Source organism: Nocardia sp. NPDC019323 (assembly GCF_044389845.1).
GTDB classification, from domain to species: domain Bacteria; phylum Actinomycetota; class Actinomycetes; order Mycobacteriales; family Mycobacteriaceae; genus Nocardia; species Nocardia implantans.
Genome location: NZ_JBIRYN010000003.1, coordinates 646,901 through 671,626, shown reverse-complemented (window position 1 = coordinate 671,626; position 24,726 = coordinate 646,901). Strand labels below are relative to the sequence as shown.

Sequence of the window (24,726 nt, the reverse complement as noted above, 5' to 3'; positions counted from 1 at the left end):
TCAGTCCCTCCCGCGCAAAGCCGCCTCCACCGCCGCGTCCTCGACCGGCTCGGTCTGTCCCCACACGACACGTGCCAGCCGCAGCTTCCCGGACATGCTGGCCACCAACGCCGCCTCCGCCACCTCGCCGGCCTCGCCCTGCCGGAGCGCTTTGCTGTAGCGAACCGCATCCACGACGACCGATTTGACCCGCTCGTGATCGAGATAGGTCCGCAGGTCACGACGCCACTGCCCGATCGCAGCCGCGGGCTCCGCGGCGACCCATGCGGCGAGGAACGCCTCCTGCTCTTCGGCCAGGTACCCCATCTTGTGCAGATGCGTGGCGACGTCGTAGACCGGGTCGCCGAACAGTGCGAATTCCCAGTCCAGGAAGACGACCCGGTCGTTTCGCACAATCATGTTCTTCCGATGCACGTCGGCATGCAGCATCCGGAAAGGCCTGGCCTCGAGGGTGTCCCACGCCGCGACGATGTGCTGCAGCGGCTCGTCGGGCACGCCCAAGCGCCGGTATACCTCACCGAAGTCGGCGCTGCTCTCGCGGTGCACGCGCGCGGTGACGGCGGACAATCGGCGGGCGAACGCGGCGGGGTCCTCACCCCAATCCGGCTCGACCGGCGGCAGCAGATCCCGTGGGATACGCCGGAGCTCACCGAACAACGCCGCCACGTCCTGCGGTACGTGCGCCGGAACCCGGACGCCGCGCGGCGCGATGTGATCCAGCAACTCGCCGTCGATGTAGTCGTGGATTTGGTATGCGGGGTGGACCGATTCCCAGCGCAGCCTCGGCGCCGAGGTGACGAAGGGCTCGATCGCGATCAGCACGGCTGGTTCTGGCCACTGCCGCAGATCCATCACATCGGCGCCGTCGACGGGAATTCGCACGTTCACCGTCCCGGCGACGCCGTCGACGCGGACGTTGTGGTTGTAATACCCCGCAGCCGACCGCGATCGGGAAAGCGCGTCGTCGTACATCGACTCGGCGTCGACACCGATCACCCGCGCGATCACGCGTGCGGCGTCGCGGTCCGAGACAGACCCTGGCGTCGGCGGCTGGATGCGCGACCGCGCGGCCGCCGCGGCTTTCGAGATATCGGGTTCGGTCCAGCCGTACAGCGCCAAGACCGCTCGCGCGACGAGGACCAGCCCCGGGTAGACGTTCGCGCCCTCGAATTCCGCGATGGCCCAGCGCACACTGCGGACAGCATCGTCGCGCTGCCCGCGGCGCGCGAAGACCCCCGCGCGGAACAGTTCGGCCCTGGCCCGTCCCGAGCGGTACCCGGCCTGCTCGAGAATCTCGCACGCTTCGGCGAGTGCGTGCTCGGCCGCGTCCAGTTCTCCGAGCGACAATCGGGCGAGCCCCAGGGCGGTGTAAGCCTTTCCGAGTTCGTGCAACGCGCCGAGTTCACGCTGCCGCACGATCGCCGCTCCGGCTGCCTCGATCGCGCGGGCCGGGTCCGTGAGCGCCAGGAGTTCGGCCAGGTTCGTCGCGACATTCGCCTGTCCGACGACGCTGCCCGCCGCTCGGTAGTGAGTCTCGGCCTCGGTCAGATACCGGGCGGCACGTTCGGTGTCGAACGCCAGCCGGTAGGCGAGATGACGCAACCGTGCGATGTCGCCGAGGAACTCCCGGTCGTCGTCGTCCGCCATCGCGACGAGTTCCTCACACATGGTCAGGGCCTGACCGAATCGACCTTGGCACATGTGCAGATCGGCCGCCCACTGCCCGGCGACGAGCCGGGCTCGCCCCGAGCCGCGCGACCATACATCGTGATAGATGGCCAACGCGTCGTCGGTGTCGCCGAGTATGCGGCGTGCGTTCGCCGCCGCGACGGCCAATCGCTCGGCGATCGGACCGGTCCGGTCCAAGGCGACGTCCCGGGTGAGCCGATCGGCTTGCTTGGCGTCGCCGAGCAGCACCGCCGCTTCCGCTTCCAGGCACCGCGTGAGTTCCGACAGTTCGGCCATACCTGTCAGGTTCTCATGCGTTTCGCTCAGGTAGCGGTCCAGATCGCTGATCACGCCGCCGATTCCCTGGCTACCGCCCGCCGCCTCGATCCGGTCGACGTATCCCAGCAACGTCACTGCGGACAGCAGCCCCGACCGGACACCGTGGTACCCCGCCTCCCGCAAGGCCGCGACCCGGCCCGTCGGCCGCTCGGCGCGCGCGAACCAGAGATCGTGCAGCAACGCGTGCAGATTGCGCCGCACATCGGGATCCAAACGCCGCTGCAACGCGTCGACCATCAATTGGTGCAGCTGGAACCGTTCGCCCTCGTCGCTCTCGTCCGCCGCGTACACGAACGAGTACGCGACCAGGGACTTCCACGCGGCTATGTGGTGCGGTAGGTGGAACTGCCCCGCCACCGCGGTGAAGATCTCCTGATCGAACGTCCGTGGCAGTCCCAGCAGTTCCAGTATGCGAACTTCGTCAGGGCGCACATGTTGCAGGAAGCGTTCGAGAATCGTCTCCGGAGAGACCAATTCGGACGGTGTCACCCAACCCGCACGGGTGCGGGCATCGATGGCCAGATGCAGGTAGAACGGGACGCCCGCGCTGGAAGCGGCGATCGCCGCGCGCTCGGCGGGATCCTCTATGCCGGAGGAATCGAGCAATTCGAAGCGGGCGTCCATCGGCAGGTCGTCGACCGGCACGGCCCGGATCCGGGTCGACCACTCCGGGTCATGACGCTCCCACCCCAGCGGCTCGCGGCTGGCGATCACCACCAGCCCGGTGTCCAGCTGCGCGACCACGTCGCGTAGCCAGGCGTCGGACGCGGCCGCGCGGCCTTCGCGATCGGTGCCTCCCATCAGCGCTTCGTAAGCGTCCAGGAAGACCACATAGGGCTTGCCTTCGGTCCCGCTCTTCAGGTCTTCCGCGAACAGGTAGGAAACGGCTTCTTCCAGGCCCGCGAGACTCAAACGGTCCAGTTCCTGGAGGACCGGATCGTGGCGGACCCGATGGGTGCGGATCACCCTGCGGGCGCCGAGATCGAGCAGCCGGGTCGCGGTGCCGAAGACCGGGATGCCGGTGGCGTCGTTGAGTATCTCGGTCAGGATCTCGCTGTGCTCGGCGAGCGCGAGCGAGTCCGGGGTCAGGCGCAGATGCGGGTGCATGCGCTGCCACAACACCGCACGGGCGATGTCGAAGCGGTGGAACTTGATCTTCTGCGCGCCGAACTGCATGCGCAGCACCGCGAGTCCGTCGGCGGCCTGGCGATGACTCGGAACCTGCAGGTCGAGCACGGCCGCCGGATACTTCTTCCCGACCCGCGCCCGCAACTCGGTGACCAGCCGGGACTTGCCGATCCCGCCGACTCCGCCGAGCAGCATGATCCGGGGACGCTCGGCGGCCTCGGCCAGCAGTTCGTCGAACCGCGTCAGCACCGGTTCGCGGTCGACGAACGGACGGCTGGTCGATCCCGGCTGGAACCGCGCGGTCAACACCATGGCGTATCCCCCTCCTGACGAGCCCGGCACGATTCTGCCAGATCCGGCCACCGGTGAATCCGGACCCGCCGCCGAATGTCGGTGCCCGTTGCTAACTTTCGTCCCGTTCCGATCTGACGAAAACAGGCGAGGCGCTATGACTATCGGGGGAACCACCTATCTCGAACTGTCCGAGGACAGTGGTACCGCGCACAAGTTCTACGAGGTGATCGTCGCGGGTACGCAAGTGAGCGTCCGCTTCGGTCGCATCGGTGAACAAGGGCAGACGAAGGTGAGTTCGTTCGCCTCCGAGGAGAAGGCGCGGGCGGCCGCGGCGAAGAAGATCGGCGAGAAGGTGCGCAAGGGCTACGCGCCCGCCGTGATGGGCGCGCGGGCCAGGCGTCCGGTGACCAGGCGGGCGATCAGCAGCGGGCGTTCCACCGCGAAGGCAGCGCCGGTGCTGTGGAGTTTCGACTCCGGCGCGGCCGCCTTCGGCATCTTCGTCGACGAGCGCCGCTGCTGGGTGGGCAACGAGAGCGGCGACGTGTTCACCCTGACTCCCGACGGCGTGGTCACCGGCCGCTACCGCCTGCCGGATTCGGTCAAATGCATCGTCGCCGACGACTTCTGGATCTATGCCGGATGCGACGACGGGCGCGTGTACGACCTATCCGGCAAGGTGCCGCGGGCGGCCTACGACATCGCGGCCGATGTGGACATCTACTGGCTCGACATCCACGACGGCATCCTCGGCGTCTCCGACCGCCAAGGCGGCATCACCGTGATCGACCACGAGGAGGAGTCGCTGTGGACCCGGCGCAGCACCGGCGATTCCGGCTGGATGGTGCGCATCGACGCCGACGGCGTCTACCACGGGCATTCCACCGGCGTCACCAAATACGACCTGGACAGCGGAAGCACCATGTGGCAGGTGGGCACCGGCGGCGACGTCCTGTTCGGCTGGCAGGAATCCGATGCCGTCTACGCGGGCACCGCCCGAAACCAGGTCCGCATGGTGTCCAAAGGCGGCCGGGCCGAGCGCACCTACCAGTGCGACGCCGCGGTCTTCTCCTGTGCCGCTTCCCCGGACGGCCGCTACGTCTTCGCCGGCGACAACTACTCCTCGGTGTACTGCTTCGACGCCGCGGGCAACCGCGTGTGGAAGCTGGCCACCGGCTGCGGATCGGCGTACTCCATGCAGTACCACGACGAGAAGCTGTACTTGGTCACCACGACCGGCACGCTGGCCTGTCTCGATGTCGCCGAGGCCGCCATCCGCGATGCCGAGCAAGGTGTGCTGCCGCAGACGGTGTCGGTGAAGGCCCCCGAGATCTCGGTGGTGGTGCCCAGCAACACCGTCGAACTCACCTCCGAAGCGGGCAACGGCATCGTCGTCGAGTGCGTCAGCCATGGCAGTTCCCTGCGCGTGCGAGTCGTGTCGCCGGGATATCACCACGGATGGAACGTGCAGTTCCCCAAAGACATTCGCCGAGCAGGCGCTCGATACGTGGTCGACGGCATCGCGGAGTCGGTGCGCGGTTTCTATCGCGTGCGCGGGGACATCCGCCGGCTGTCCTGAGACAGACGTTCGGCAAGAAAGCGTTCCTCGCAGGTCTCGTAGATGTGCGAGGAACGCTGACAGCAACCCGGCCGCTCCGGGTCCTGGCACACTGACAGAAGCACTTTCGAAGAGGGGGGACGACTCGATGGGTGGACGATTCACATCGCTGGGTGCGCTCGTCGCGGCGCTGACGACCACCGCGGCGTTGCTGGCCGGGTGCGCGTCGAACCAGCGCGAGGACCGAAGCTTTCCAACCGAGGCAGCCGAGCAGATCGACCGCGTCGTGCGACCGCAGATGGACGCGCGGCTGGCTCCTGGAGTGCTGGTCGCGGTGCGTGACCCGAAACGGGGCGCCTTCGTCAGGGCGTACGGCACGGCCGATCTCGCCACCGGTCGTCCGATGGACGTGGCCGATCATGTCCGGATCGGGAGCATCACCAAGACGTTCACCGCCACCGCGGTGTTGCGCGCGGCCGACGAGGGAAAGCTCTCTGTGGACGACGTGCTGGAACGGTACGTGCCGGGCGTGCCGAACGGAGACACCATCACCCTTCGGGATCTGCTCGGGATGCGCGGCGGCGTCTGGGATCTTCGCCGAGAGCGGGCCTTCGCCGACCAGATAGTCGCAAAGACCCCGGCGTTCGAATGGCACGAGGGCGACCGCCTGCGCGCGATCATCGCGCATCCGGAGAAGGCGATGCCGCCGCGCGGCCGCGTGGAGTACTCCAACTCCGAGTACTACCTGCTGGGCCTGGTGCTCGAAAAGGTCTTCGGGAAACCGGTGCACCAAGTGATCGGTGAAGTCGTCGCCGCGCACGGACTGCGCGCCACGACGTATCCCACCGACGCCGCCGTCCCCGCGCCCGAGAGCCGCGGGTATTCCTACTTCGACGAAACGCCCACCGATGTCACCGCCCGGACCACCCCGGCCCTCTTCGGCGCGGCAGGCACCATGGTGTCCACGATCTCCGACCTCGCTGAGTACGCCCGCCTGCTCGGCCGCGGCGACCTGCTGAAGCCGGAGACCTTCCGCGCCAGGACCCAGTTCGCCGGAGATCTGCGCTACGGCCTGGGCATGGTGGAGTTCGGCCGCTGGATCGGCCACAACGGCGCCGTGCCCGGCTACACCACCCACATGGCCTATCTCCCCGAGCAGGACGCCGGCGTCACCGTCGCGGTCAGCGAATTCACCTCTCCGCCCCTGCTCGGGGTGACCGCGTCGGTCATCTGGTTCGGCATCGTCCGTCAGCTGTATCCGGGCACGGTGCCCGGCGTGCCTGCGGGCACGGAACCGGAGCCGCCACCGGTGCCCGCGGTCGCCGATCTCGACAACCGACTACGACAGACGCTGGACCCCGCGGTTCCCGTCGCGCGGAAGCCGCTGCGGATCGCGGACGACGACAAGGACCCGGATTTGGTCACTCGGGTCGCGGAGAGCTTGTCACCGACCACCACGACGGTCGGCAAAGTGACCGCCGCAGGCGGCCACTTCCTCGCGACCGTCGTCTTCGCCGGGCCCAACGGCCGCCGCCCGGCCATCGTGCCGTTCGTCCCGCGCGACGGCTCCTGGCGTATCGACCGGTCTTGGGCGTGCGAGAACATCGCCGGAACCGGGCCGCCCTCGCCCGCCTGCGAATGACCCGCGCTCCGCACCCTGATCTGCCGATTCGTCGGCGGAACGCAACGCCCGGTGGGAAGGTGGACGTACGGCAGGTGTCGGCAGAGGAGCGAGACACATGGTGGACAAGACCAACGGAGCTGCCGCGGGCGACGGCGGCGTGATGACGGCGGAGCGGCCCGACCAGATTCGCAACGTGGTCCTGGTCGGGCACAGCGGGTCGGGAAAGACCACGCTGGTCGACGCCATGGCGCTCACCGCGCGGGCGGTCAATCGCGCCGGGCGGGTCGAGGACGGCACCTCGCTGTCGGACTACGACGAGATCGAGCACCGCCAGCACCGATCGGTGCAGCTGTCGGTGGTGCCGGTGACGTGGGACGGTAAGAAGGTCAACCTGGTCGACACGCCCGGGTACGCGGACTTCGTCTGCGAGCTGCGGGCGGGGTTGCGCGCGGCCGACGCGGCGCTGTTCGTCATTTCGGCGGCCGAGGGAGTGGACGGGATCGCGGGAGCGACCAGGGCGCTGTGGGAGGAGTGCGCCGCGGTCGGGATGCCGCGCGCGATCGTGATCACCCATCTGGACACCGCGCGCGACGAGTACGACGTGATGACCGAAGCCTGCCGCACCGTGCTCGGCGGCGGATCGGAGAGCATCCTGCCGCTGCACCTGCCGGTGTACGGCCCGAAGAACCCGGACGGTCACCGGCCGGTCACCGGCATGGTGGAGCTGCTGCCGCACTGCGTGGGCGACTACTCCTCCGGAGAGGAGGTCCAGGGCGACCCCTCGCCCGATGAGGCGCCCGCGCTGGAAGAAGCGCGCAATCGCCTCATCGAGGGCATCATCGCCGAGAGCGAGGACGAGAGCCTGATGGAGCGCTACCTCGACGGCGAGGAGATCGGCCTGGCGACGCTGGTCGCAGATCTGGAGCGAGCGGTCGCGCGGGGCACCTTCCATCCGGTGCTGTTCGCCGCGCCCGCGCCGGAAGGGGCCAAGCAGGGCCTCGGCACGGTGGAGCTGCTCGACCTGATCACCGGTGGTTTTCCGACGCCCGCCGAACATCCCATCACCGCCAGCAACGGCGCCGAACCGCATCCGCTGCGCTGCGACCCGGACGGTGAGCTCGCCGCGGAGGTCATCCGCACCGCGTCCGACCCGTACGTCGGGCGGGTCTGCATGGTCCGCGTCTTCTCCGGCACCTTGCACGCCGACGACACGGTGCACATCAGCGGGCACGGCCTCGAGGACCGCGGCCATGAGAGCCACGAGCTGGACGAGCGGGTCGGCGCGATCTCGGCTCCGTTCGGCAAACAGCAACGCCCGCTGCGCCAGGCGATCGCGGGCGACATCGCCTACGTCACCAAACTCGGTCATGCCGAGACCGGCGACACGCTGTCGTCCACGGACAGCCCCTTGCGGATCGAGCCGTGGCCGATGCCCGATCCCCTGCTGCCCGTCGCCATCCGCGCGCACAGCAAGACCGATGAGGACAAGCTCTCCCAGAGCCTCGCCCGGCTCGCCGCCGAGGACCCGGCACTGCGGCTCGAGCACAACGCGCAGACCCACCAGCTGGTGCTGTGGTGTCTCGGCGAGGCGCATCGCGACGTCGCGCTGGAACGATTGCGAACTCGGTTCGGCGTGCAGGTCGACCTCACCGACTACCAGGTGGCCTTGCGGGAGACGTTCGCGGGCAAGGCGACCGGGCGCGGCAGGCATGTGAAGCAGTCCGGCGGGCACGGGCAGTACGCCGTGTGCGAGATCGAGGTCGAACCGCTGCCCGAAGGGTCCGGGATCGAGTTCGTGGACAGAGTTGTCGGCGGAGTCGTTCCGCGCCAGTTCATTCCGTCCGTGGAGAAGGGCGTCCGCGCGCAAGCCACCCGTGGATTGACCGCCGGTTATCCGCTCGTGGACGTGCGTGTCACGCTGTTCGACGGCAAGGCCCATTCGGTCGACTCCTCCGACGCCGCGTTCCAGACGGCTGGTGCGCTCGCCCTCCGTGAGGCAGCGGCCGCCGCGGGGATCAGGGTGCTGGAGCCGCTGGCCGAAGTCTGGGTGCTGGTCTCCGACGACTACGTCGGACCGGTGCTCAGCGACCTGTCCAGCCGTCGCGGTCGCGTCCTCGGCACCGAGCCGCACGGCGCCGGGCGCACGCGGATCCACGCCGAGGTTCCCGAACTCGAACTCAGCCGCTACGCCATCGACCTGCGCTCCATCTCCCACGGCACCGGCGATTTCACCCGCGCGTACGCGCGCCACGAACCGATGCCCAACCAGGTCGCCGCCGCGGTGCGCGGGGAGAAGGCACGCGCGTAGTCCGCTTCTGCCGAGCCGCTGAGCCGCGCCGTTCCGCCAGCGCGCTCGGCGAGCGGCATCGGTCACCGGCTCAGGCGGATCGATGCCGCTGATCCGACCGCACGGCGCGACAACGCATACGCCGACTCGAAACTCGCGAACCTGTATGGGCTCGACCGGCGAGGCCGCGATCGCGGTGGCCGCTGACCGGGGGCGCGAGCACCGAAGCGTCCCGCTACTTCCCCACTGTTCCGTCTGCCGAATCTGGCGATAGCCGGGCATTTCGGCCGCACACCATCGATGGCGCCCTTCCCGCCCTGCGCAGCGCCACCGACCCGGAGGTCGAAGGCGGTGAGTACTGAGGTCCTGCCCGACTTCCGAGATACAGAAGCTATCCGGCCAGGGTCCAGCCGAGCAGCCGCGCGCGCGATGGTCAGCGGGACATCAACCTGTGTGAGGCATCGGAGTGCCTGACCGGAGGGCGCTACTGCGTCGGATCCGCGGCAGGGCAGGCGAAGCCGAACGCCTGACCGCGCGCCCGGCGGGCGAGCATCGCGACCGGTCCACTTCGCGAGGGATTCGGTCGCGATGCTTCGCGTCGCTCAGACCTGCGGCGGATTGATGGCCGGCGGACCGGCGGGTTGCGGAGCAGCGGGCGGTGCCGTGCTCAGGGTGGGCGTAGGCGGTGTCGCGGCCGTGGGGTCGGTGGCGGAACCGACGTTCAGACCCGTCGGATGCGCGTAGCCGGTGAAACCGCCGTACTTGTCCGTCAGCGGCGGGTTGTTGGGGTCCAGCGGAATCAGTTGGCCCTCGTCCACGATGGTCAGCCCGGTGTCGGTCTTGACGATCAGCGCGCTGTGCTTCTCCCATTGCACGACATCGCCCGACTGCAACTGGGCGACATCGTTGACCGTCGCCCAGGGATGCTCCGCCGTCGACTCACCGGGAGTCCCGGCGTACGCGGCCGCCGCGTCCATGGCGGTGTTCTGCGCCTGCCGCTGCAAGGGTTCCGAGATGTCCGGGGGCACCTGCACGGTCTGGTTGCCGATCTGGAGCGGCACCGTTGCGCCCGGCGTCGTCACAGCCGGCGGCGTACCCGCGTACGTCGGCGCCGTCACACCGGAAGGGCTTCCAGGCTGCGGCTGACCGGTTTGGTTCGCGGCGGCCGCCTGCGCCTCGCGCTCGCGCCGCCGTTCCTCACGCCGCTCTTCGCGCTCCTCGCGCTCCCGCCGGTCCTCTTCTTCCTGGTAACCGTTGTGCTGGTTGCCCTGGTTCATCATCCCCGCCATGGCAGCCATCATGGCGAGATTTTGCAGCATGCCCGCGCCGCCGTCACCACTGCTGCCGGTCGAGCCGGTGGAGCCGGTATTGGCGCCCGTAGCGGTTCCGGTGCCAGTGCCCTGCGATGACGAATCACCCGTGGAATTCCCATTGCCCGACGTGGACGTATCGGTGCCACCGTCGGAGCCCTCCGTGTCACTGTCGGATTGCGAGTTGCCAGTGGAATCGTCGTCACCGGTGCCGTCTTTGTCACCGGCGCCCTCTTCGTCACCGGTGCCGTCTTTGTCACCGGTGTCACCGTCATCGTTGCCGTTATTGTTGTTGCCGTTGTTGTCGGTGCCGTTTCCGTTGTTGTTCCCGTTGTTACCGTTGCCGTCGTTACCGTTATTGCCGTTATTGCCGTTTCCGTCGTTACCGTTGCCCTGGTCGCCCTTGTCCCCCTTATCTCCCTTATCCCCTTTGTCGCCCTTGTCGCCCTTGTCGCCTTTGTCGTCACCGCCGCTGTGGTCATCGGCGTCTTTTCCGTCGACGTCCTCAGCTTGCTTCTGATATTTTTTCGTCGCTTCGCCGTATACCTTTTCCCACTCGGCGGTGGCATCGTCGATGGCCCGGACGTAGTACCGCTGCTCCGCCTCGGCAGTGAGAAAATATTCGCCGTAACCCTTGGTTCCCTCTTTTGTATTCTTCTCGTAGACAGGCACCTGCATCTCGGAGGTGGGGGGACCACCGGAGCTCTCGGTGAGCGTATTTCCGCTGCGCGTGAGACTCGCCATCGCAGGTGCGTACTCGAGATCCTTGTTGAGCTCGTCCATGATTCTTTTCAGCTCTTTGAAGGTATCGGAGCCGGTGATCTTCGAATCATAGGTGGCATTTGCGACAGACTTGTGGTCGCTGGTGTGGTCCTTCTGCCGCTTCTCCAACTGGGTTTTCAGTTCGCCGTGCGCGTCTCTGACCTTGGACCAGCCGTCCGCGCTCTCGACCTGCTTGCCGTCGAGGACCGCGGTGAAGTCCGGCGCAGCTTTGGGATTACCGACGCCGAGCGTGTCGAAGTCCCACTGCATCGTGAACTCGGTGTCCGCGATCAGTTGTCTCAGCGCCTCACTCGCACCTTTCGGCACATAGAGGTCGACGTACTGCGCGTGCTTGTCCTCGCCCTTGAAATCCTCGTAGCCGTAATCCCCGAACTTCGGATCGCCGGCGGCATCGTCCTCTTTCTTTTTCTTGGCGTTGAGGTAATCTTCCGGCTTTTTGGTCTTGAGCGATTGGATGAGATCCTTGTACTCGGGCTTGTCGGCGAGACCCTGCTCCTCGGCATCGTGCACCAAACGTTCCATCAGATCGTACTGATATGCGTCGGCCCATCTGATGTCACGAAGCCTGTTGAATGCCTCTGTGAATTCGGTCGAATTCAGCCCTGCGAGCTTGTTCAATGAATTCTTGGCTTGGTCGTCCTGGAAACCGACACTATCCCACCCGTGTGCTTCGTAGTCGTGTTTGATCTGCGAGACGACGTCGTCCACCTTGCTCATCAGGCTCTCCTCTGCTCACCGGAGCTCTCCGACCCCGCCAGACCACTCAACAATCCGGTGACGGAAGGGGGACTCTCGCCATGGCTCATAGAACTCACACCGCCGGAGACCGTTCTACTCATGCGGGCAGTCTGCGCAACCGATACCCGCGCTGTCGCCGGGAACAACGGATGCTCGGTGATCTGGCTGTAGGTGTAGAGCGCGTCACGGAGGGTCTGCCGGTCGGGCTCGCCTTCGGCGAGCGACAGCAACAGTTCATCGACACGACGTTCGAAGACCATGCCGCGCAGTACCTCCATGTCGGCCACCCGCAACGGGACGCCGCCGACCGGGATGTGGGACACGTCGATCCGTCGCGAATTCGCCGCGGCCGCTGTCAGCGCGTCGGCCGCTCGTATCTGATGCCACCAGCTCGGCGGGACGGGCAGACCCGCGTGCAGGGCATCGAGGATTCGAGCGCGGTGGGGCGAGCCATTCCCGTCGGCGCCTGATATGGCCGCCCGCACTTGAGCATCCGCGGCCCGCGCCAACTCGACGCACTTCGCCCGGATTTCCGCATCCGGCACCGTCGCGGCCTCCCGCAGCAAGTCGTCCGATCCGGCCAGCGTGAGCCGATCGACCAATCCGGGCCCTGGGGATGTGAGATCGACCGCGGACTCGGCGGCGGGCACCCGGTCCTCGATGGCGACGTCGCGGCCGAGTGTTGTTCGCAGGTCGTCCGCTATAGCCGCGGACGACACCAGGGCACTGATCCGGACCGGCCTGCGCTCGCCTACCAACAAGGTGAATTCGGCGAGCATCCGGGCCGGATCGGTAGTTCCTTCCAAGGCCGCGACGGCTTCTCGACCTGCGGCACGCAATATCGAGTCCCACCGCCACGGGATGATGACTTCCGACGGAAGGAACAGTCCGGGAGGCAACCAACCACGCCCCTCGGTGGAAGTCAGCAGGACCAGGGGCCCGGCGGGAGTCCGCGCCACCGCTACCCCCCAGTCGAGACCGAGCGCCGAATCGGCTACGGCGGAGAGAATCGCGGCAAGCAGAGTGCGCGCGAGCGCCAAGTCGTCTTCTACGCGCTCACCCACCACGAACGACGGCAGCGCCCTGCGATCCTCGGCCGGGTGGAGGGCCGCCGCCAACGGGCCGGTAGACAGTGGAGCGGGTGGACGAATGGCCGTACGCGCACTCATACCGTCTGTGGGAACCGCCGCGGGGAAGACGCTTCCCGCCATTGGTGCGAGCAACCCGTCTGTCGTGCCCATGGGACCGCTCACGTCGATCGACACCTCGGCGCTGCCGTTCTGGAATCCCAAAGGGTCGAGAGATGCGCCAACGGCACCGGGCTCCGGCATCCCGTTCACGCCGAACTGCGGCATGCCGGGCGTAACGGGCATCGTGCCCTGCGGGGGGACGACTCCCGTCGGCATGCTGTCGTGGATCTGCGGGAGGGATGCCGCGGGCTGCGCCGGTACAGAGTCGGAGTGTCGAGCGCTCTCCGGCATCTGAGGCGTGGCCGATGTGGTGGGAGGATGCCCCGGTTGTGCGCCGTTCGTCAGCGGCGTGTCCGGAGCTGCGCCGACCGGCGCCGGGGGACCGGGGAGCGTACTGAGAGCAGGACCGCCTCGCGGCGCGCCGTTACCGAAGTCACCCGCATTGCCGATGGTCTGCCCACCGGAGTGGTCGGCGTCTTCGAGGGCGGCCGCGGCGGCGAGCAATTCGTCTCGCGTCCGCTCATGTCTGGCGGCGAGGCGCTCAGCCGACTGGTGCCGCCTGTTGTAGTAGTCCACCAGAGCACCCCGCATCGGGTCGGCGATCACACCGTAGGTGGACTCGAACTCGGCAAGCCAGTCGTGCGGGATCTCGCCCCACTTCCGGATGTCCGCGGCGAGCGAATCATGCTGCTGGGCCATGCGGCGCAGCTGATCCGGCTCAACATCCAGGTGATTGGGCATGCTCGGTCGATCCCTCCCGCCAGCTATCTCGGGTTCATTGTTCCGCCTTCCCAAAATTGGGGACCGGATCGCTTCCGGTTTTCCACTCCTGCATCACCTCGGCGAAGGGGCGGGGCAAATTCTCGGCATTGTTCATGGCGAAGTGGTATTGCCGCCGGGCATCCTCGGTACTTTCGGTGATGGCGGCCATGATCTCGGCGGCGAGTTCCTGGTTGCCGAATCGGGCACAGGTGCCGGGCGCCAGATAGAGATCCCGCAGCCGTCCCATCACGTCGACCTCGGGAATGACCAGGCCACTCGGGGAGGGTCGGCGCGCCACGATGGCGTCGGACCGTTCCCGCATCTCAGCGATGCGGTGCCGCAACTCCCGGGCCATGCTCAGTCCGGCGCGTACGTAAGGATGTACTTCCCTCACAGATCCTCACTTATCCGCGGCCACCGAACGCCCGCCTATGGGCGATCGGCGCGCCCGCACTCGTACACATGTCGGCAACGCCGTCGCCGAGCGCCCGGCTCTGCCGAGCGCAGGGCGCCCTTCAGGATGCGGCACCCCGAAAGAGTCCACTTCCCAACCGTGGGAAGCGAGCATACTCGAGCCAGAGCCGGTTTCCCGCACGGAGATCACGAGTTCCGCGAGGCCCCCATCGACGATTTCAGCACCGACTTCGGAGGTCTGCGCTACGCCGTCCCACGCGCTGTACACCGGATGCCATCCGCATTTCCTTCCGCGCTGCTCGGCTCCGGTCGGCAGTTGACGTTGCGCGGCGCGGGTCATTCCTCGGACGGGCAGACCGTCACCGAGGGAGAACTGCTGGTCACCTATGCGCCGGAATCCGCCGCCGCGCAAGTGCGGGACCTCGGTGACGGCCTGATCGAGGTCCCTGCCGGGATGAGCTGGTACGGCTTGGAGCGTTATCTGAATCGCCGGGGCGCGGCATTTCCCGTGCTGCCCGACTATTTGCAGTTGTCGGTGGGTGGCACGCTGTCGGTGGGCGGCATCGGCATCGACTCCGTGCGCTCCGGCATGCAGGTCGATCACGTGGAGCGGATCCAGCTGATCGACGGCACGGGGACCAGCCGTTGGTGCTCGCGTACCGATCACTCCGAGCTGTTCCGGTTCGCGCTCGGCGGATCGGGCACCGTCGGACTGATCGAACGGGCGGTGCTGCGCACCGTGCCGTACCGTCGCGACACCCACCTCCACCGCACGCGGCACGACACGACGGCCGAACTCGCGGAGCACACCGAGCGGATGGCGTTGCGCGACGACATCGACATCTTCTACGCGTCCATCCGGCACGGCGTGGTCCAGACCACCACCGGATGGCGCGGAAGCGGTCCGAAGCGCTGTGGCGACGCCGACTGCGCGATAGTCGCCGATCTCTCGCTGCGGGGAAACTACGGCACCGCGCGCACCGTCGCCCCGCCCGCCGGCCATGCCCGCTTGTGCGCCGACTTCATCGTGCCCGCCGGGCAGCTGGCGCCGTTGCTGGCGGCCGTGGACGCACTACGGCACCTGGATGCACTGGACGGTGGGCTCGAGCTGTTGTGGATTCTGATCGTGCGCCGTTCCTCGGACGCGACCGCATTCCCTTTCACTCCGGTCGGCAGTGCTCCCGTCTCGATCGCCGTGGGCTTCTGCACATCGCTACACCGCGAGTTCGCCGCCGTCGACGCTACCCGGACCGCGTTGCGCGGCCTGCTGGAGCGCTGTCTCGAGTTGGGCGGACGTCCCTACCTCTACGGCTTCGACGTCCTGGACGCCGCACCGGCCGAGCGCCTCTACGGAGCGGACCTCGCCCGGCTCGCGCAGCTGCGCTCGGCCCACCGCCTGGACCACGTCAACGCCCACCACCCGCTTGTCCGTGCGACCGTGAGCCCTCCTCCCGACAGTGCCCACTCCCCTGCTGCCGCCAACGATGGGAAGCCCGATGACAGGACGTCTCGATCCGAGTGAGAGAGTTTGGCGATATGGGTAGAAGTGTCCATCCGCCGCTCGCCGCTCCCGACATCGGCAAACAGTCCTGACGATGGTGTCGTCTGAAGCGGCGGGAGACTTCCTGGTCGATTTGGCCGAGCGGTTGACCGTCTCGTGTGACCCCGCCTCTGTTCGCGCGATGATGGAGCGCGCCTGCGGTGGACAGCTTTCCGAGCGAGGGCCGGATGGATACCGCGCCAGTCTTCTGACCCTCTCCGGACTTCCGTTCGAGGCAAGTGTGTCCGGCGGCGGCGGCAAAGTGGCGCCCGTGGTTCGTTACGCCACCGAGACCGCCACTCAGGAAACGCGATTCGACTCGCGCGTGGCCGCCCAGATCGCCGCGATCCGTGCACTCGTCTCCTGGCTGCCGAACGGAGACCAGACGGTCGCCGATATGTTCGAGTCTTTCGTCACGACGCTGTATCCCGATCCGGCGAGTGTGTCTGCACGTTATCGCTCGGCTTCGTGGATCGGTGTCGTCCACGACTCCGCGGTGCCGGACCACGCGGCCCGGCTCAAGGTATACGGCTACCCGGACGTCGTGCCCGGAGGGCTGCGCCGGTTGTGTGACGTGTGGCCTGGATTCGCCGATCTGGCTCCGGTGCCCGACGATCCGAAGCTCATCAAACCGGTCATCGCCGCGCTCGAAATGGATGCCCGCGGCGAGTTGAACCACAAGATCTACCTGCGCGCCGGATACGACGCCGCCGTGCCGATGAAGCTGGTCCGAGACTTCGGCCATCCGGCGTGGGAGGTCCTGTCCGAACTCGTCCGGTGCGGTCTCGACGCGGCCGAACTGCACAGGTATGACTACTTCATCTGCTGCGCACGCGGTTCGGGCCCCCCGACCTACGCCTTCACCTTGGCCGCCCGCGTCGGCGACGACCTGGCCGGACTCGCACGCGAACTCGCGTCCCGGCACCACGGCAGCACCGTCGCCGTGGACGCACTCGCACAGGTGGCAGCGTCATCCGGCGCGAGCTGGCGTTACTCGGCAGTCGGACTGGGTGTATCCGCCGAGCACGGCCTCGACAAACTCAACGTCTACGGCGTCCCCACCTGGAGCGACGCGTAGCACCGCGACCACCGACGCACTGGCGCCCGTTCCACTGTGAACCTCGCCTGCGGATGGCCGGGCCGAACGCAGACGAGTCCACCCGCTCCGCGATCGATGAAGTGATCGCGGAACGGATGGACTCGCCGGAACCCTGCTGCGGACGGAGGACCTCGGTCAGATCCTCCGCCGCAGGTAAGAAGCCCGGAAGGGCTTACACGTCGAAGTACAGCTCGAACTCGTACGGGTGCGGACGCAGGTTCACCGGGGCGATCTCGCCCTCACGCTTGAGGGTGATCCAGGTCTCGATCAGGTCCTCGGTGAAGACATTGCCTTCGGTGAGGTAGTCGTGGTCCTGCTCGAGGCGGTCGATGACCGAGGCCAGGCTGGTGGGGGCCTGCGGGATGTTCTTGGCCTCCTCCGGCGGGAGCTCGTAGAGGTCCTTGTCGACCGGGGCCAGCGGCTCGATCTTCTTCTTGATGCCGTCCAGGCCGGCCATCATCATGGCGGCGAAGGCCAGGTACGGGTTGCCCGAGGAGTCCGGCGCGCGGAACTCGAGGCGCTTGGCCTTCGGGTTGTTGCCGGTGACCGGGATGCGGACCGCGGCGGAGCGGTTGCGCTGCGAGTACACCAGGTTGATCGGGGCCTCGTAGCCGGGGACCAGGCGGTGGTAGGAGTTCACCGTCGGGTTGGTGAACGCCAGCAGCGACGGCGCGTGGTGCAGGATGCCGCCGATGTAGTGGCGGGCCAGGTCGGACAGGCCGCCGTAGCCGGCCTCGTCGTGGAACAGCGGCTTGCCGTCCTTCCACAGCGACTGGTGCACGTGCATGCCCGAGCCGTTGTCACCGAAGAGCGGCTTCGGCATGAAGGTGACGGTCTTGCCTTCCTGCCACGCGGTGTTCTTGACGATGTACTTGAACAGCTGCAGGTCGTCGGCCGCGGCGAGCAGGGTGTTGAACTTGTAGTTGATCTCGGCCTGACCGGCGGTGCCGACCTCGTGGTGGCCGCGCTCCAGCTCGAAGCCGGAGTTCTGCAGGTTGGTCGAGATCTTGTCGCGCAGGTCGACGTAGTGGTCGTAGGGCGCGACCGGGAAGTAGCCGCCCTTGTTGCGAACCTTGTAACCGCGGTTGCGGGTGCCGTCCGGGTTGAACTCCGCGCCGGTGTTCCAGGAGCCGGAGACCGACTCGATCTCGTAGAAGGCGCCGTTCATGGCCGAGTCGTAGCGGATCGAGTCGAAGATGTAGAACTCCGCCTCGGGACCGAAGTACGCGGTGTCGGCGATGCCGGTGGAGCGCAGGTACTCCTCCGCCTTGCGCGCGACGTTACGCGGGTCGCGGCTGTAGGCCTCGCGGGTGAACGGGTCGTGCACGAAGAAGTTGAGGTTCAGCGTCTTGGCGGCGCGGAACGGGTCGACACGCGCGGTGGAGAAGTCGGGCAGCAGCAGCATGTCCGACTCGTCGATGGACTGGAACCCACGAACGGAGGAGCCGTCGAACGCTAGCCCTTCCTCGGCGAGGTCGGTCGTGAAGGCCTTCCCCGGGATCGAGAAGTGCTGCTGCACACCGGGCAGGTCGCTGAAGCGGATGTCGACGTACTCGATGTCCTCGTCAGCGATGTATTTGATGACCTCGTCGGCCGTGCTGAACGTCACTTGTTCTCCTTACGGATCGGTTCCCAGCCAGTGTCGCTTGCATGGGTTCGTCGCGACCAGACGCTATGGATGCCGTGTTTCCCTGCAGTCAAGGATGTGTTTCGCCGGTGTTACACGTGCATCCGGCGGCGTGGTGCTGACCACCATGACTCGAAATGCATGGTAGTCCTGCCCTCGCGGTGGCGCGCGGCGACGCTGAACTCCGCATATGCGATGCCCGGAGCCCGTTCCGTCGCGCCTATTGTGGGGTGCATGGCACGCATCACCGGCTCCTGGCTTTCCGGACCCCCGGCCGACTCCGGCGGCCCGGCAACCCCCGAGTTCCCCGGTGCGCAACTCGGCCTGCCGAAGACCGGGGCGGGCTCGCTGGCCGGTATGGGCCGCCGCATCGCCGCCCTGTTCGTGGACTGGCTGATCGCCCTCGGCATCGCCGCGCTGATCACCCGCAGCGGTTCGGCGTCGAGTCTGACGCTGCTCATCTGGTTCGTCATCGGCGTGGGCGCGGTCACGCTGTTCGGGTTCACCCCGGGGCAGTATTTCCTGCGGCTGCGCACGGTGCGCGTCGACGCGGCGGTGCCGGTCGGCTTCGTGCGGGCGCTGGCCAGGCAGGTGCTGCTGCTGTTCGTGGTGCCCGCGCTGTTCACCGACGCCGACGGGCGCGGCATGCACGACCGCGCGACCGGCACGGCGCTGGTGCACTCACGCTGAACGTCCGATTCGCGCGGTAGCGATCCGACCGAAAGGCCCGCCTCCGGGACAGGGAGGCGGGCCTTTCGAGTTCGAGGACAGCGCGCGCCCACAAGGCCGCCCAGCGCGCCGGAGCAGGATCAGCGACGGCGGATCGTGCGCTGCACGCCGCGCATCTTGGCGCCCGCGGGCATCGGCCCCTTCGGCAGGGCGGGCCCGCTGCGCGCGCTGAGGGCCGAGAGCCTGCCTTCGATGAGGTCCATGCGCTTGGTGTCGATGTTGCGCGGCAGCTTGGTGAGGTAACGCTGGAGGTCCTTGAGCGGGACCTGGCCTTCGTCGTTGCCGATGACGACGTCGTAGATCGGAGTGTCGCCGATCAGCCTGGCGGTGCGCTTCTTCTCCTGGGCGAGCAGCGACTTGACCCGCTGCGGGGCGCCCTCGGCGACCAGCACCACACCGGGTAGGCCGATCACCCGGTGCACCGCGTCCAGTTGCGTAGTGGCGGCGACGCCGTTGCTCACCCGCCATTTGCCTTGCAGGTTGTCCAGCACCCAGGCCGCGGCGCCCGCTTGGCCCTCGGCCTTGCGGTAGACGCTCTTCTGCACCCGCCTGCCGAAGATGATGAACGCCACCAGCGCGCCGAGCACGACGCCCAGCGGGATCAGGAACCAGGTCAGCCCGAAGATCAGGCCGATGACGGCGAAGACGGCGGTGCTGCCGACCAGGGCGCCGATCATCAGCGGAAGCAGCAGCTTGTCTTCCTTGCGCTGCATCTGGAACGCCTGCCACAACTGCTTGCGGCGTTCCCTCGACTGCTGCTTGCGGGCCGCTTTCGCCGCGGCCTTCGCTTCCTTGGTGGGCTTACCTGCTGCCATGACTCTCAGGATAGTGCCCAGGTAGTCGCGGCTCCGCCGTGGGACAGCGGCCCGACCGGGCGCTACCCCCGGCGCGCGATCGATCCGAGCACCGTGAGATCCAGGTCACCCGATGCCTCGGTCCAGCCCATCGCTCGCAACTCGGCCGGGGCAGCGACACCGAGAGCGTCGCGCAGGCCGACGGCGACCGAGCGCGCGAACTCCAGCAAGCTGTTCGGCGCGATGGGCCAGAACAAGACCCTGGTCCAGTTGTCCGCGTCGTGCCCGTCCGCGGGCGCGTGCCAGCCCAGTGCCCGCAACTCCCGCACGGCGGTCTCCGGTATCGGGTTGCTCAGATAATTGTTTCCGGCCAGTTCGGCGGATAATTTGATGTCGTATTGGACAAATTGGACATAGCGATTTCCGGGGGCGGCGATGATGAGGGTTGCCCGCGACGGCAGCTCCGAGAGGCAGTGCGCCAGCGCTTGCACGAACTGTTCCCAATCCGTTGTCGCCGGCTCGCTCATTCTTCCCCCGGGTATTCGCACTGGGGTGATCATACGCCGCCGCAGCCGGGACACCAGACGAATCCTCTTGCGAGTTCACGTAGTTCGCCGGACTATAGCCGTTTGCCATATCAGATATCGCCTCCGCGCCGAACACCGCCGGGACCTGCGACATCCGCGCCGCGTGACACCGGGCCGCGCGCGGCGGGCGCACGGATCACGCGGCGGAAAGTCGATCCCCGATCGAGGTTTTCGATTACCTCCGGCGTTTTCGGGCTGGCGCAGAATGGCTTCCGCAGGAATGCTTTCGATTCGCATCGCATTGTGGCTTCGCCCCGGCCCGCGCGAAGTCGGCGGGGAGACGACAAGTACAGAACCACTACCCCGGTTCCGGGGGCTGGACGACCGTGCGGCCACACTCGATAGTCCTATGGTGATCGAACGAGCCGTCCTGTCTCGTGCCCTCTGCGGCCTGATGTTGCTGTTGGCCGCGTGCGTCCCCGCTCGAGCGGCCGCGGAACCGCTGCCGGTGCCCTATCAGTGGAAGCAAGCGTTCATCGACGGCACGGACGGCACTCGCCTGCACGCGGACATCCTGCGCCCGGCCGACGTCTCCGATGACACCCGCACGCCCGTCATCCTCACCGTCAGCCCGTATCGCGCGCACCTGGCGTACCTGAGCGAACCGCGCGTGACCGGCGGCCCGTCCACCGACAATCTCACCGCCGAGTTGTTCCTGAACGCCGGATACACCTACGTCATCGTCGACCTGCGCGGGTTCGGCGGCTCCAGCGGCTGCCCCGATTTCGGCGGCCAAGGGGAACGAGCCGACGTCGCCGCCGCCGTGGAGTGGGCGGCGAGCCAGCCGTGGTCCACCGGCCGGGTCGGACTGTTCGGCACGTCGTACGAGGCGTGGACCGGCCTGATGGGCCTGGCCGCCGCCCCGAAGGGCCTCGCCGCGGTGGGCGCGTTCGAGCCGGTCGTCGATCCGTACTCCTACCTGTACATGCAGGGCGTCTCGTGGAAGTTCTCCGGCAAGCCGGTCACCGAGAGCGGGGTGCGCCCGGCCGACTTCGCGGGACTCGAGCACCTGCTCATCGCCTCGACCCCGCCGCGCCCGGAGGACTCCGGCGAATACCAGGCGAATGCGACGCAGTTGCCGTGGCAGTGCTATCAGCGCTACCTCGCCGAGATCGGCGACCACAACCCCGACACCGTCTTCTGGCGGGATCGCGATCTGGTCGCGCGGCTGCGCGGCGCCACGATCCCGCTGTTCCTCGGGCAAGGCTTCGTCGACTACAACACCCGGGCCTACCGTGTGTTCGATCTGTGGAACGGCCTCGGGCCAGGCGAGCACCGCGCTTGGTTCGGCCAGTGGGGACACCGCACCTGCCACGACAAATGCGGCACGCCCCACTTCGACACCGAACTGCTCGCGTTCTTCGACAAGCACGTCGCCGCCCGCGACGTGCAGGTGCCGGGCCCGCGGATCACCGTCGGCCAGTTCGACGGCCGCTGGCGCGCCGAGACGGCGTGGCCGCCCGCCGACGCGAGCCGGGTCCCGGTCGAGTTGCGGACCGGCGAGTACACCGACCGCGGGCTGCTCCCCGGCCCCGATCGCGAGATCTGGTCGGTCTCCGCGCCGCTGACCGGTGACCAGCACCTTTCCGGCATCCCCACCGCAACCCTCCGGCTCAGCGGCCCGCCGAGCGCCACGGTCGCGGTCGAGCTCTACGACATCGCGCCCGACCTGCGGGCCACCGTCATCACCCGCGGGATCGCACCCGTCCGCGACACCGCCGAGGTCCGGCTGCTCGCCCAGGACTGGCCGATCGCGGCGGGCCACCGGATCGGCGTGCGGATCACCGACGTGGTCGACGACGTGTGGTCGCACTCCCCCGCCCTCGCGGCGGTCTCGGTGACCTCCGCGCGCATCGAGCTGCCCCTGCTGACCGGAACGCGTCGTCCCGATCTGCCGGGCGGGCTCACCGAAGGCATCGTGAAGTGGCGAAACGAGAAGACGATCGCCTTGGACCCGCGTGTGTTGAACAATGCAACGGTGTCCATGAATCCGCCCGACCGCGCCGGTGACCGATGACGGAGCCGGTCGACGACCCGACCGCCGAACGCCTCGCCGCCGCGCTGCGCTGTGCGACGGTGTCCACCGACGACCCGAGCGAAGCCGACAGCGCGGCGTTCGACCGCCTCGACGCGCACCTGCGGGCCTCGTTCCCCCGGGTGCACGCCGAACTCGAATTGCGGATGTTCGCCCACAGCAGGCTCTACCGCTGGCCCGGCGCCGAACCGGACCGGGTGGCCGCGATCCTGCTCGCGCATCAGGACGTGGTGCCGGTGGACGACGCCAAGCGCTGGACGCACCCGCCGTTCGCCGGCGTGGTCGACGGCGAGTTCATCTGGGGGCGCGGGGCGATCGATGACAAGAGCCGCGTGCTCGCCATCCTGGAGGCGGTCGAATCGGCGCTCGTCGCGGGCCTGCGGCCCCGGCACACCGTGTACCTGGCCTTCGGGCACGACGAGGAGGTCTTCGGCGGCGAGGGCGCCGAGCGGATGGCCGAGCACCTGCGCGCGGCGGGGGTGCGCGCGGATCTGCTGCTGGACGAGGGCGGCGTGATCACCGCCGGCGTCGTGGAGGGCGTGCGGCAGCCGGTGGCGACGATCATGCTCGGGGAGAAGGGGTACGCGACGGTCCGGCTGTCGGTCACCGAGGTGGGTGGGCACTCGTCCATGCCGGGCAGGCAGACCGCGGTCGGCCGGATCGCGCGGGCGGTGAGCCGCATCCAGGACCATCCGATGCCGCTGCGCCTGACCCCGGTGATCGCGGACATGCTGACCAGGATCCGCGAGGTCATGCCCGCGCCGCGGCGGCGCCTGCTCGGTCTGGCGAAGCTGGCCGCGCCGGTGATCACCCGGGTGATGGCCACCCAGCCGCAGACCGAGGCCATGGTGCGCACCACAACGGCGCCGACGGTGATCCGCGGCGGCGTGCGGGCCAACGTGCTGCCCCAGCGGGCCGAGGCCATGGTGAACTTCCGCATCCTGCCCGGCGACACGGTCGCCTCGGTGCTGGCGCACTGCCGGAAAGTGGTGCGCGACAGAGGAATCCGATTCGAACTCGTCGGCATGTCATCGGAGCCGTCACGGATCACCGGACCGGGCCCCGCCTTCGATCTGATCGCCGGCCTCGCCCGCGCCGTCGTCCCCGGCATCGCGGTGACCACCGGCATCGTCCCCGGCGCCACCGACTCCAGGCACTACGACGACCTGGCGGGCACCCGGTGCAATTTCGCCCCCATCGTGCTGGACGAGCGCGACCTCGGCTCGATCCACGGAACCGACGAGCGCATCTCCCGCGTCAACTACGCTCGACTCATCGAGTTCAACCGGCGACTGATCGAGCATTTCGCGACGGTCGGCGCGCCATCGACGTCAGGAGCTGATGGATGACGACCGAGCCGACGGCGGGCGACGCCACGCCCGCGATCCGCACCGAGTCCGGTGAGTTCGACGGCGTCGGCAGCGGAGTGGCCTGGCGGGCGTGGCTGCCGGAGGGCGCGCCGCGGGGCGTGATCGTCCTGGTGCACGGTGTGGCCGAGCATTCCGGCCGCTATGTCCACGTGGGGCAGCGTCTGGTCGCCGCCGGTTTCGCGGTCTACGCGCTCGATCACATCGGCCACGGCAAGTCCGCGGGCGGCAAGGCCAATATCGGCTCCATGGCGGGCGCCGCGGACAATGTCGCCGCCATGCTGGACATCGCGAGCCGGGAACAGCCCGGCGTGCCGCGCTTCCTGCTCGCGCACTCGATGGGCAGCCTGATCACCCTGTACCTGGCCACCCGCGCGCCGATCGACGTGGCGGGCATCGTGCTGTCCGCCCCGCCGCTGGACATCCCGGTTGGCAATCCGGTGCAGCGCGCGCTCGCGCCGGTGCTGAGCAGGTTCACCCCGAATCTCGGTGTGCTGAAACTCGATTCGTCGCAGATCAGCCGCGACCCCGCGGTCGTCGCGGCCTACGACAACGATCCGCTGGTGTATCGCGGCAAGCTGCCCGCGCGCACCGGCGCCGAGATGCTGAGCGCCACCGACACGGTCAAGCAGCGCTTGGCGCGGGTCACCGTGCCGCTGCTGGTGCTGCACGGCACGGCCGACGCGATCGCCGCGCCGTCGAGCTCCGACCTCATCGAGCGGGGCGCCGGGTCGAAAGACCTCACGGTGATCCGCTACGAAGGGCTCTACCACGAGGTGTTCAACGAGCCCGAGCAGGACAAAGTGCTCGATGATGTCGTCGGATGGCTGGAAGCGCACCTTACCGGACAGTAGTA

General features: G+C 68.0%; 16 protein-coding genes. 9 read left to right on the top strand and 7 right to left on the bottom strand.

Translation table 11 applies throughout. From position 1 onward, the window contains the following. Nucleotides 1-3,447, bottom strand: coding sequence for an AAA family ATPase (locus ACH49X_RS16030; RefSeq protein ID WP_357205358.1), 3,447 nt, complete (start codon nucleotides 3,445-3,447; stop codon nucleotides 1-3). A 136-nt stretch (nucleotides 3,448-3,583) separates the two neighbouring features. Between ACH49X_RS16030 and ACH49X_RS16025 the strand changes: the two genes are divergently transcribed. The 3 genes from ACH49X_RS16025 to ACH49X_RS16015 all read left to right on the top strand — a co-directional run bounded on the left by ACH49X_RS16025 (nucleotide 3,584) and on the right by ACH49X_RS16015 (nucleotide 8,916). After that, nucleotides 3,584-5,005, top strand: a complete 1,422-nt coding sequence (locus ACH49X_RS16025) for a WGR domain-containing protein (protein WP_195077781.1) — start codon at nucleotides 3,584-3,586, stop codon at nucleotides 5,003-5,005. Between the two features lie 127 nt (nucleotides 5,006-5,132). Beyond that, nucleotides 5,133-6,626: a serine hydrolase domain-containing protein gene (locus ACH49X_RS16020; protein ID WP_357205355.1), complete on the top strand. Its 1,494-nt coding sequence runs from the start codon at nucleotides 5,133-5,135 to the stop codon at nucleotides 6,624-6,626. A 97-nt stretch (nucleotides 6,627-6,723) separates the two neighbouring features. Next, on the top strand, nucleotides 6,724-8,916 hold the full coding sequence (locus ACH49X_RS16015) for an elongation factor G-like protein EF-G2 (protein ID WP_195077779.1): 2,193 nt from the start codon (nucleotides 6,724-6,726) through the stop codon (nucleotides 8,914-8,916). 581 nt (nucleotides 8,917-9,497) lie between these two features. Here ACH49X_RS16015 and ACH49X_RS16010 read toward each other — a convergent pair. Genes ACH49X_RS16010 through ACH49X_RS16000 form a run of 3 tightly spaced genes read right to left on the bottom strand, consistent with a single transcriptional unit; the run spans nucleotide 9,498 to nucleotide 14,033 of the window. Continuing rightward, entirely contained in the window at nucleotides 9,498-11,705 is a 2,208-nt protein-coding gene (locus ACH49X_RS16010) for a hypothetical protein (RefSeq protein WP_357205352.1), read from the bottom strand. Continuing rightward, nucleotides 11,705-13,657 carry a type VII secretion target gene (locus ACH49X_RS16005; protein WP_357108994.1) on the bottom strand — a complete coding sequence of 651 codons (1,953 nt, stop codon included), beginning with the start codon at nucleotides 13,655-13,657 and terminating at the stop codon, nucleotides 11,705-11,707. The genes ACH49X_RS16010 and ACH49X_RS16005 overlap by 1 nt, the downstream gene beginning before the upstream one ends. 34 nt (nucleotides 13,658-13,691) lie before the next feature. Continuing rightward, nucleotides 13,692-14,033: a hypothetical protein gene (locus ACH49X_RS16000; protein ID WP_323123883.1), complete on the bottom strand. Its 342-nt coding sequence runs from the start codon at nucleotides 14,031-14,033 to the stop codon at nucleotides 13,692-13,694. A 330-nt stretch (nucleotides 14,034-14,363) separates the two neighbouring features. Between ACH49X_RS16000 and ACH49X_RS15995 the strand changes: the two genes are divergently transcribed. Both ACH49X_RS15995 and ACH49X_RS15990 read left to right on the top strand, forming a co-directional pair. Beyond that, nucleotides 14,364-15,614: an FAD-binding protein gene (locus ACH49X_RS15995; protein ID WP_357205349.1), complete on the top strand. Its 1,251-nt coding sequence runs from the start codon at nucleotides 14,364-14,366 to the stop codon at nucleotides 15,612-15,614. Between the two features lie 73 nt (nucleotides 15,615-15,687). Continuing rightward, nucleotides 15,688-16,710 (top strand): hypothetical protein, encoded by a 1,023-nt coding sequence (locus ACH49X_RS15990; protein WP_357205347.1) that lies wholly within the window; start codon nucleotides 15,688-15,690, stop codon nucleotides 16,708-16,710. A 193-nt stretch (nucleotides 16,711-16,903) separates the two neighbouring features. Here the strand turns inward: ACH49X_RS15990 and glnA are convergent, their stop codons facing one another. Further along, nucleotides 16,904-18,340 (bottom strand): type I glutamate--ammonia ligase, encoded by a 1,437-nt coding sequence (glnA, locus tag ACH49X_RS15985; RefSeq protein ID WP_067800793.1) that lies wholly within the window; start codon nucleotides 18,338-18,340, stop codon nucleotides 16,904-16,906. Nucleotides 18,341-18,592: 252 nt separating this feature from the next. Here glnA and ACH49X_RS15980 point away from each other — a divergent pair, with 252 nt between their 5' ends. Next, on the top strand, nucleotides 18,593-19,048 hold the full coding sequence (locus ACH49X_RS15980) for an RDD family protein (RefSeq protein ID WP_195077765.1): 456 nt from the start codon (nucleotides 18,593-18,595) through the stop codon (nucleotides 19,046-19,048). Between the two features lie 119 nt (nucleotides 19,049-19,167). Here ACH49X_RS15980 and ACH49X_RS15975 read toward each other — a convergent pair whose 3' ends face one another. Next, nucleotides 19,168-19,902 (bottom strand): DUF4191 domain-containing protein, encoded by a 735-nt coding sequence (locus tag ACH49X_RS15975; RefSeq protein WP_195077764.1) that lies wholly within the window; start codon nucleotides 19,900-19,902, stop codon nucleotides 19,168-19,170. A gap of 62 nt (nucleotides 19,903-19,964) precedes the next feature. Continuing rightward, entirely contained in the window at nucleotides 19,965-20,408 is a 444-nt protein-coding gene (locus ACH49X_RS15970; RefSeq protein ID WP_357108983.1) for a TY-Chap domain-containing protein, read from the bottom strand. Between the two features lie 409 nt (nucleotides 20,409-20,817). Here ACH49X_RS15970 and ACH49X_RS15965 point away from each other — a divergent pair, with 409 nt between their 5' ends. The 3 genes from ACH49X_RS15965 to ACH49X_RS15955 are packed head-to-tail and all read left to right on the top strand — an operon-like array spanning nucleotide 20,818 to nucleotide 24,724. Continuing rightward, the gene (locus ACH49X_RS15965; RefSeq protein WP_357108980.1) at nucleotides 20,818-22,485 is read left to right on the top strand and encodes a CocE/NonD family hydrolase; all 1,668 of its coding nucleotides are present in this window, start codon (nucleotides 20,818-20,820) and stop codon (nucleotides 22,483-22,485) included. Then, nucleotides 22,482-23,852, top strand: coding sequence for a M20 family peptidase (locus ACH49X_RS15960; RefSeq protein WP_357205344.1), 1,371 nt, complete (start codon nucleotides 22,482-22,484; stop codon nucleotides 23,850-23,852). Before ACH49X_RS15965 ends, ACH49X_RS15960 begins: the two co-directional genes overlap by 4 nt. Next, a complete protein-coding gene (locus ACH49X_RS15955; protein WP_195077760.1) occupies nucleotides 23,849-24,724 on the top strand; it encodes an alpha/beta hydrolase in 876 nt (291 codons plus the stop codon). The genes ACH49X_RS15960 and ACH49X_RS15955 overlap by 4 nt, the downstream gene beginning before the upstream one ends. The last annotated feature ends 2 nt before the right edge of the window (nucleotides 24,725-24,726 follow it).

What these genes read in the sequence shown, in the direction of transcription:
- ACH49X_RS16030 (WP_357205358.1), bottom strand. Translation starts at nt 3,447, where the DNA reads ATGGTGTTGACCGCGCGGTTCCAGCCGGGATCGACCAGCCGTCCGTTC.
- ACH49X_RS16025 (WP_195077781.1), top strand. Translation starts at nt 3,584, where the DNA reads ATGACTATCGGGGGAACCACCTATCTCGAACTGTCCGAGGACAGTGGT.
- ACH49X_RS16020 (WP_357205355.1), top strand. Translation starts at nt 5,133, where the DNA reads ATGGGTGGACGATTCACATCGCTGGGTGCGCTCGTCGCGGCGCTGACG.
- ACH49X_RS16015 (WP_195077779.1), top strand. Translation starts at nt 6,724, where the DNA reads ATGGTGGACAAGACCAACGGAGCTGCCGCGGGCGACGGCGGCGTGATG.
- ACH49X_RS16010 (WP_357205352.1), bottom strand. Translation starts at nt 11,705, where the DNA reads ATGAGCAAGGTGGACGACGTCGTCTCGCAGATCAAACACGACTACGAA.
- ACH49X_RS16005 (WP_357108994.1), bottom strand. Translation starts at nt 13,657, where the DNA reads ATGCCCAATCACCTGGATGTTGAGCCGGATCAGCTGCGCCGCATGGCC.
- ACH49X_RS16000 (WP_323123883.1), bottom strand. Translation starts at nt 14,033, where the DNA reads ATGGCCCGGGAGTTGCGGCACCGCATCGCTGAGATGCGGGAACGGTCC.
- ACH49X_RS15995 (WP_357205349.1), top strand. Translation starts at nt 14,364, where the DNA reads ATGCCATCCGCATTTCCTTCCGCGCTGCTCGGCTCCGGTCGGCAGTTG.
- ACH49X_RS15990 (WP_357205347.1), top strand. Translation starts at nt 15,688, where the DNA reads ATGGTGTCGTCTGAAGCGGCGGGAGACTTCCTGGTCGATTTGGCCGAG.
- ACH49X_RS15980 (WP_195077765.1), top strand. Translation starts at nt 18,593, where the DNA reads ATGGCACGCATCACCGGCTCCTGGCTTTCCGGACCCCCGGCCGACTCC.
- ACH49X_RS15975 (WP_195077764.1), bottom strand. Translation starts at nt 19,902, where the DNA reads ATGGCAGCAGGTAAGCCCACCAAGGAAGCGAAGGCCGCGGCGAAAGCG.
- ACH49X_RS15970 (WP_357108983.1), bottom strand. Translation starts at nt 20,408, where the DNA reads ATGAGCGAGCCGGCGACAACGGATTGGGAACAGTTCGTGCAAGCGCTG.
- ACH49X_RS15965 (WP_357108980.1), top strand. Translation starts at nt 20,818, where the DNA reads ATGGTGATCGAACGAGCCGTCCTGTCTCGTGCCCTCTGCGGCCTGATG.
- ACH49X_RS15960 (WP_357205344.1), top strand. Translation starts at nt 22,482, where the DNA reads ATGACGGAGCCGGTCGACGACCCGACCGCCGAACGCCTCGCCGCCGCG.
- ACH49X_RS15955 (WP_195077760.1), top strand. Translation starts at nt 23,849, where the DNA reads ATGACGACCGAGCCGACGGCGGGCGACGCCACGCCCGCGATCCGCACC.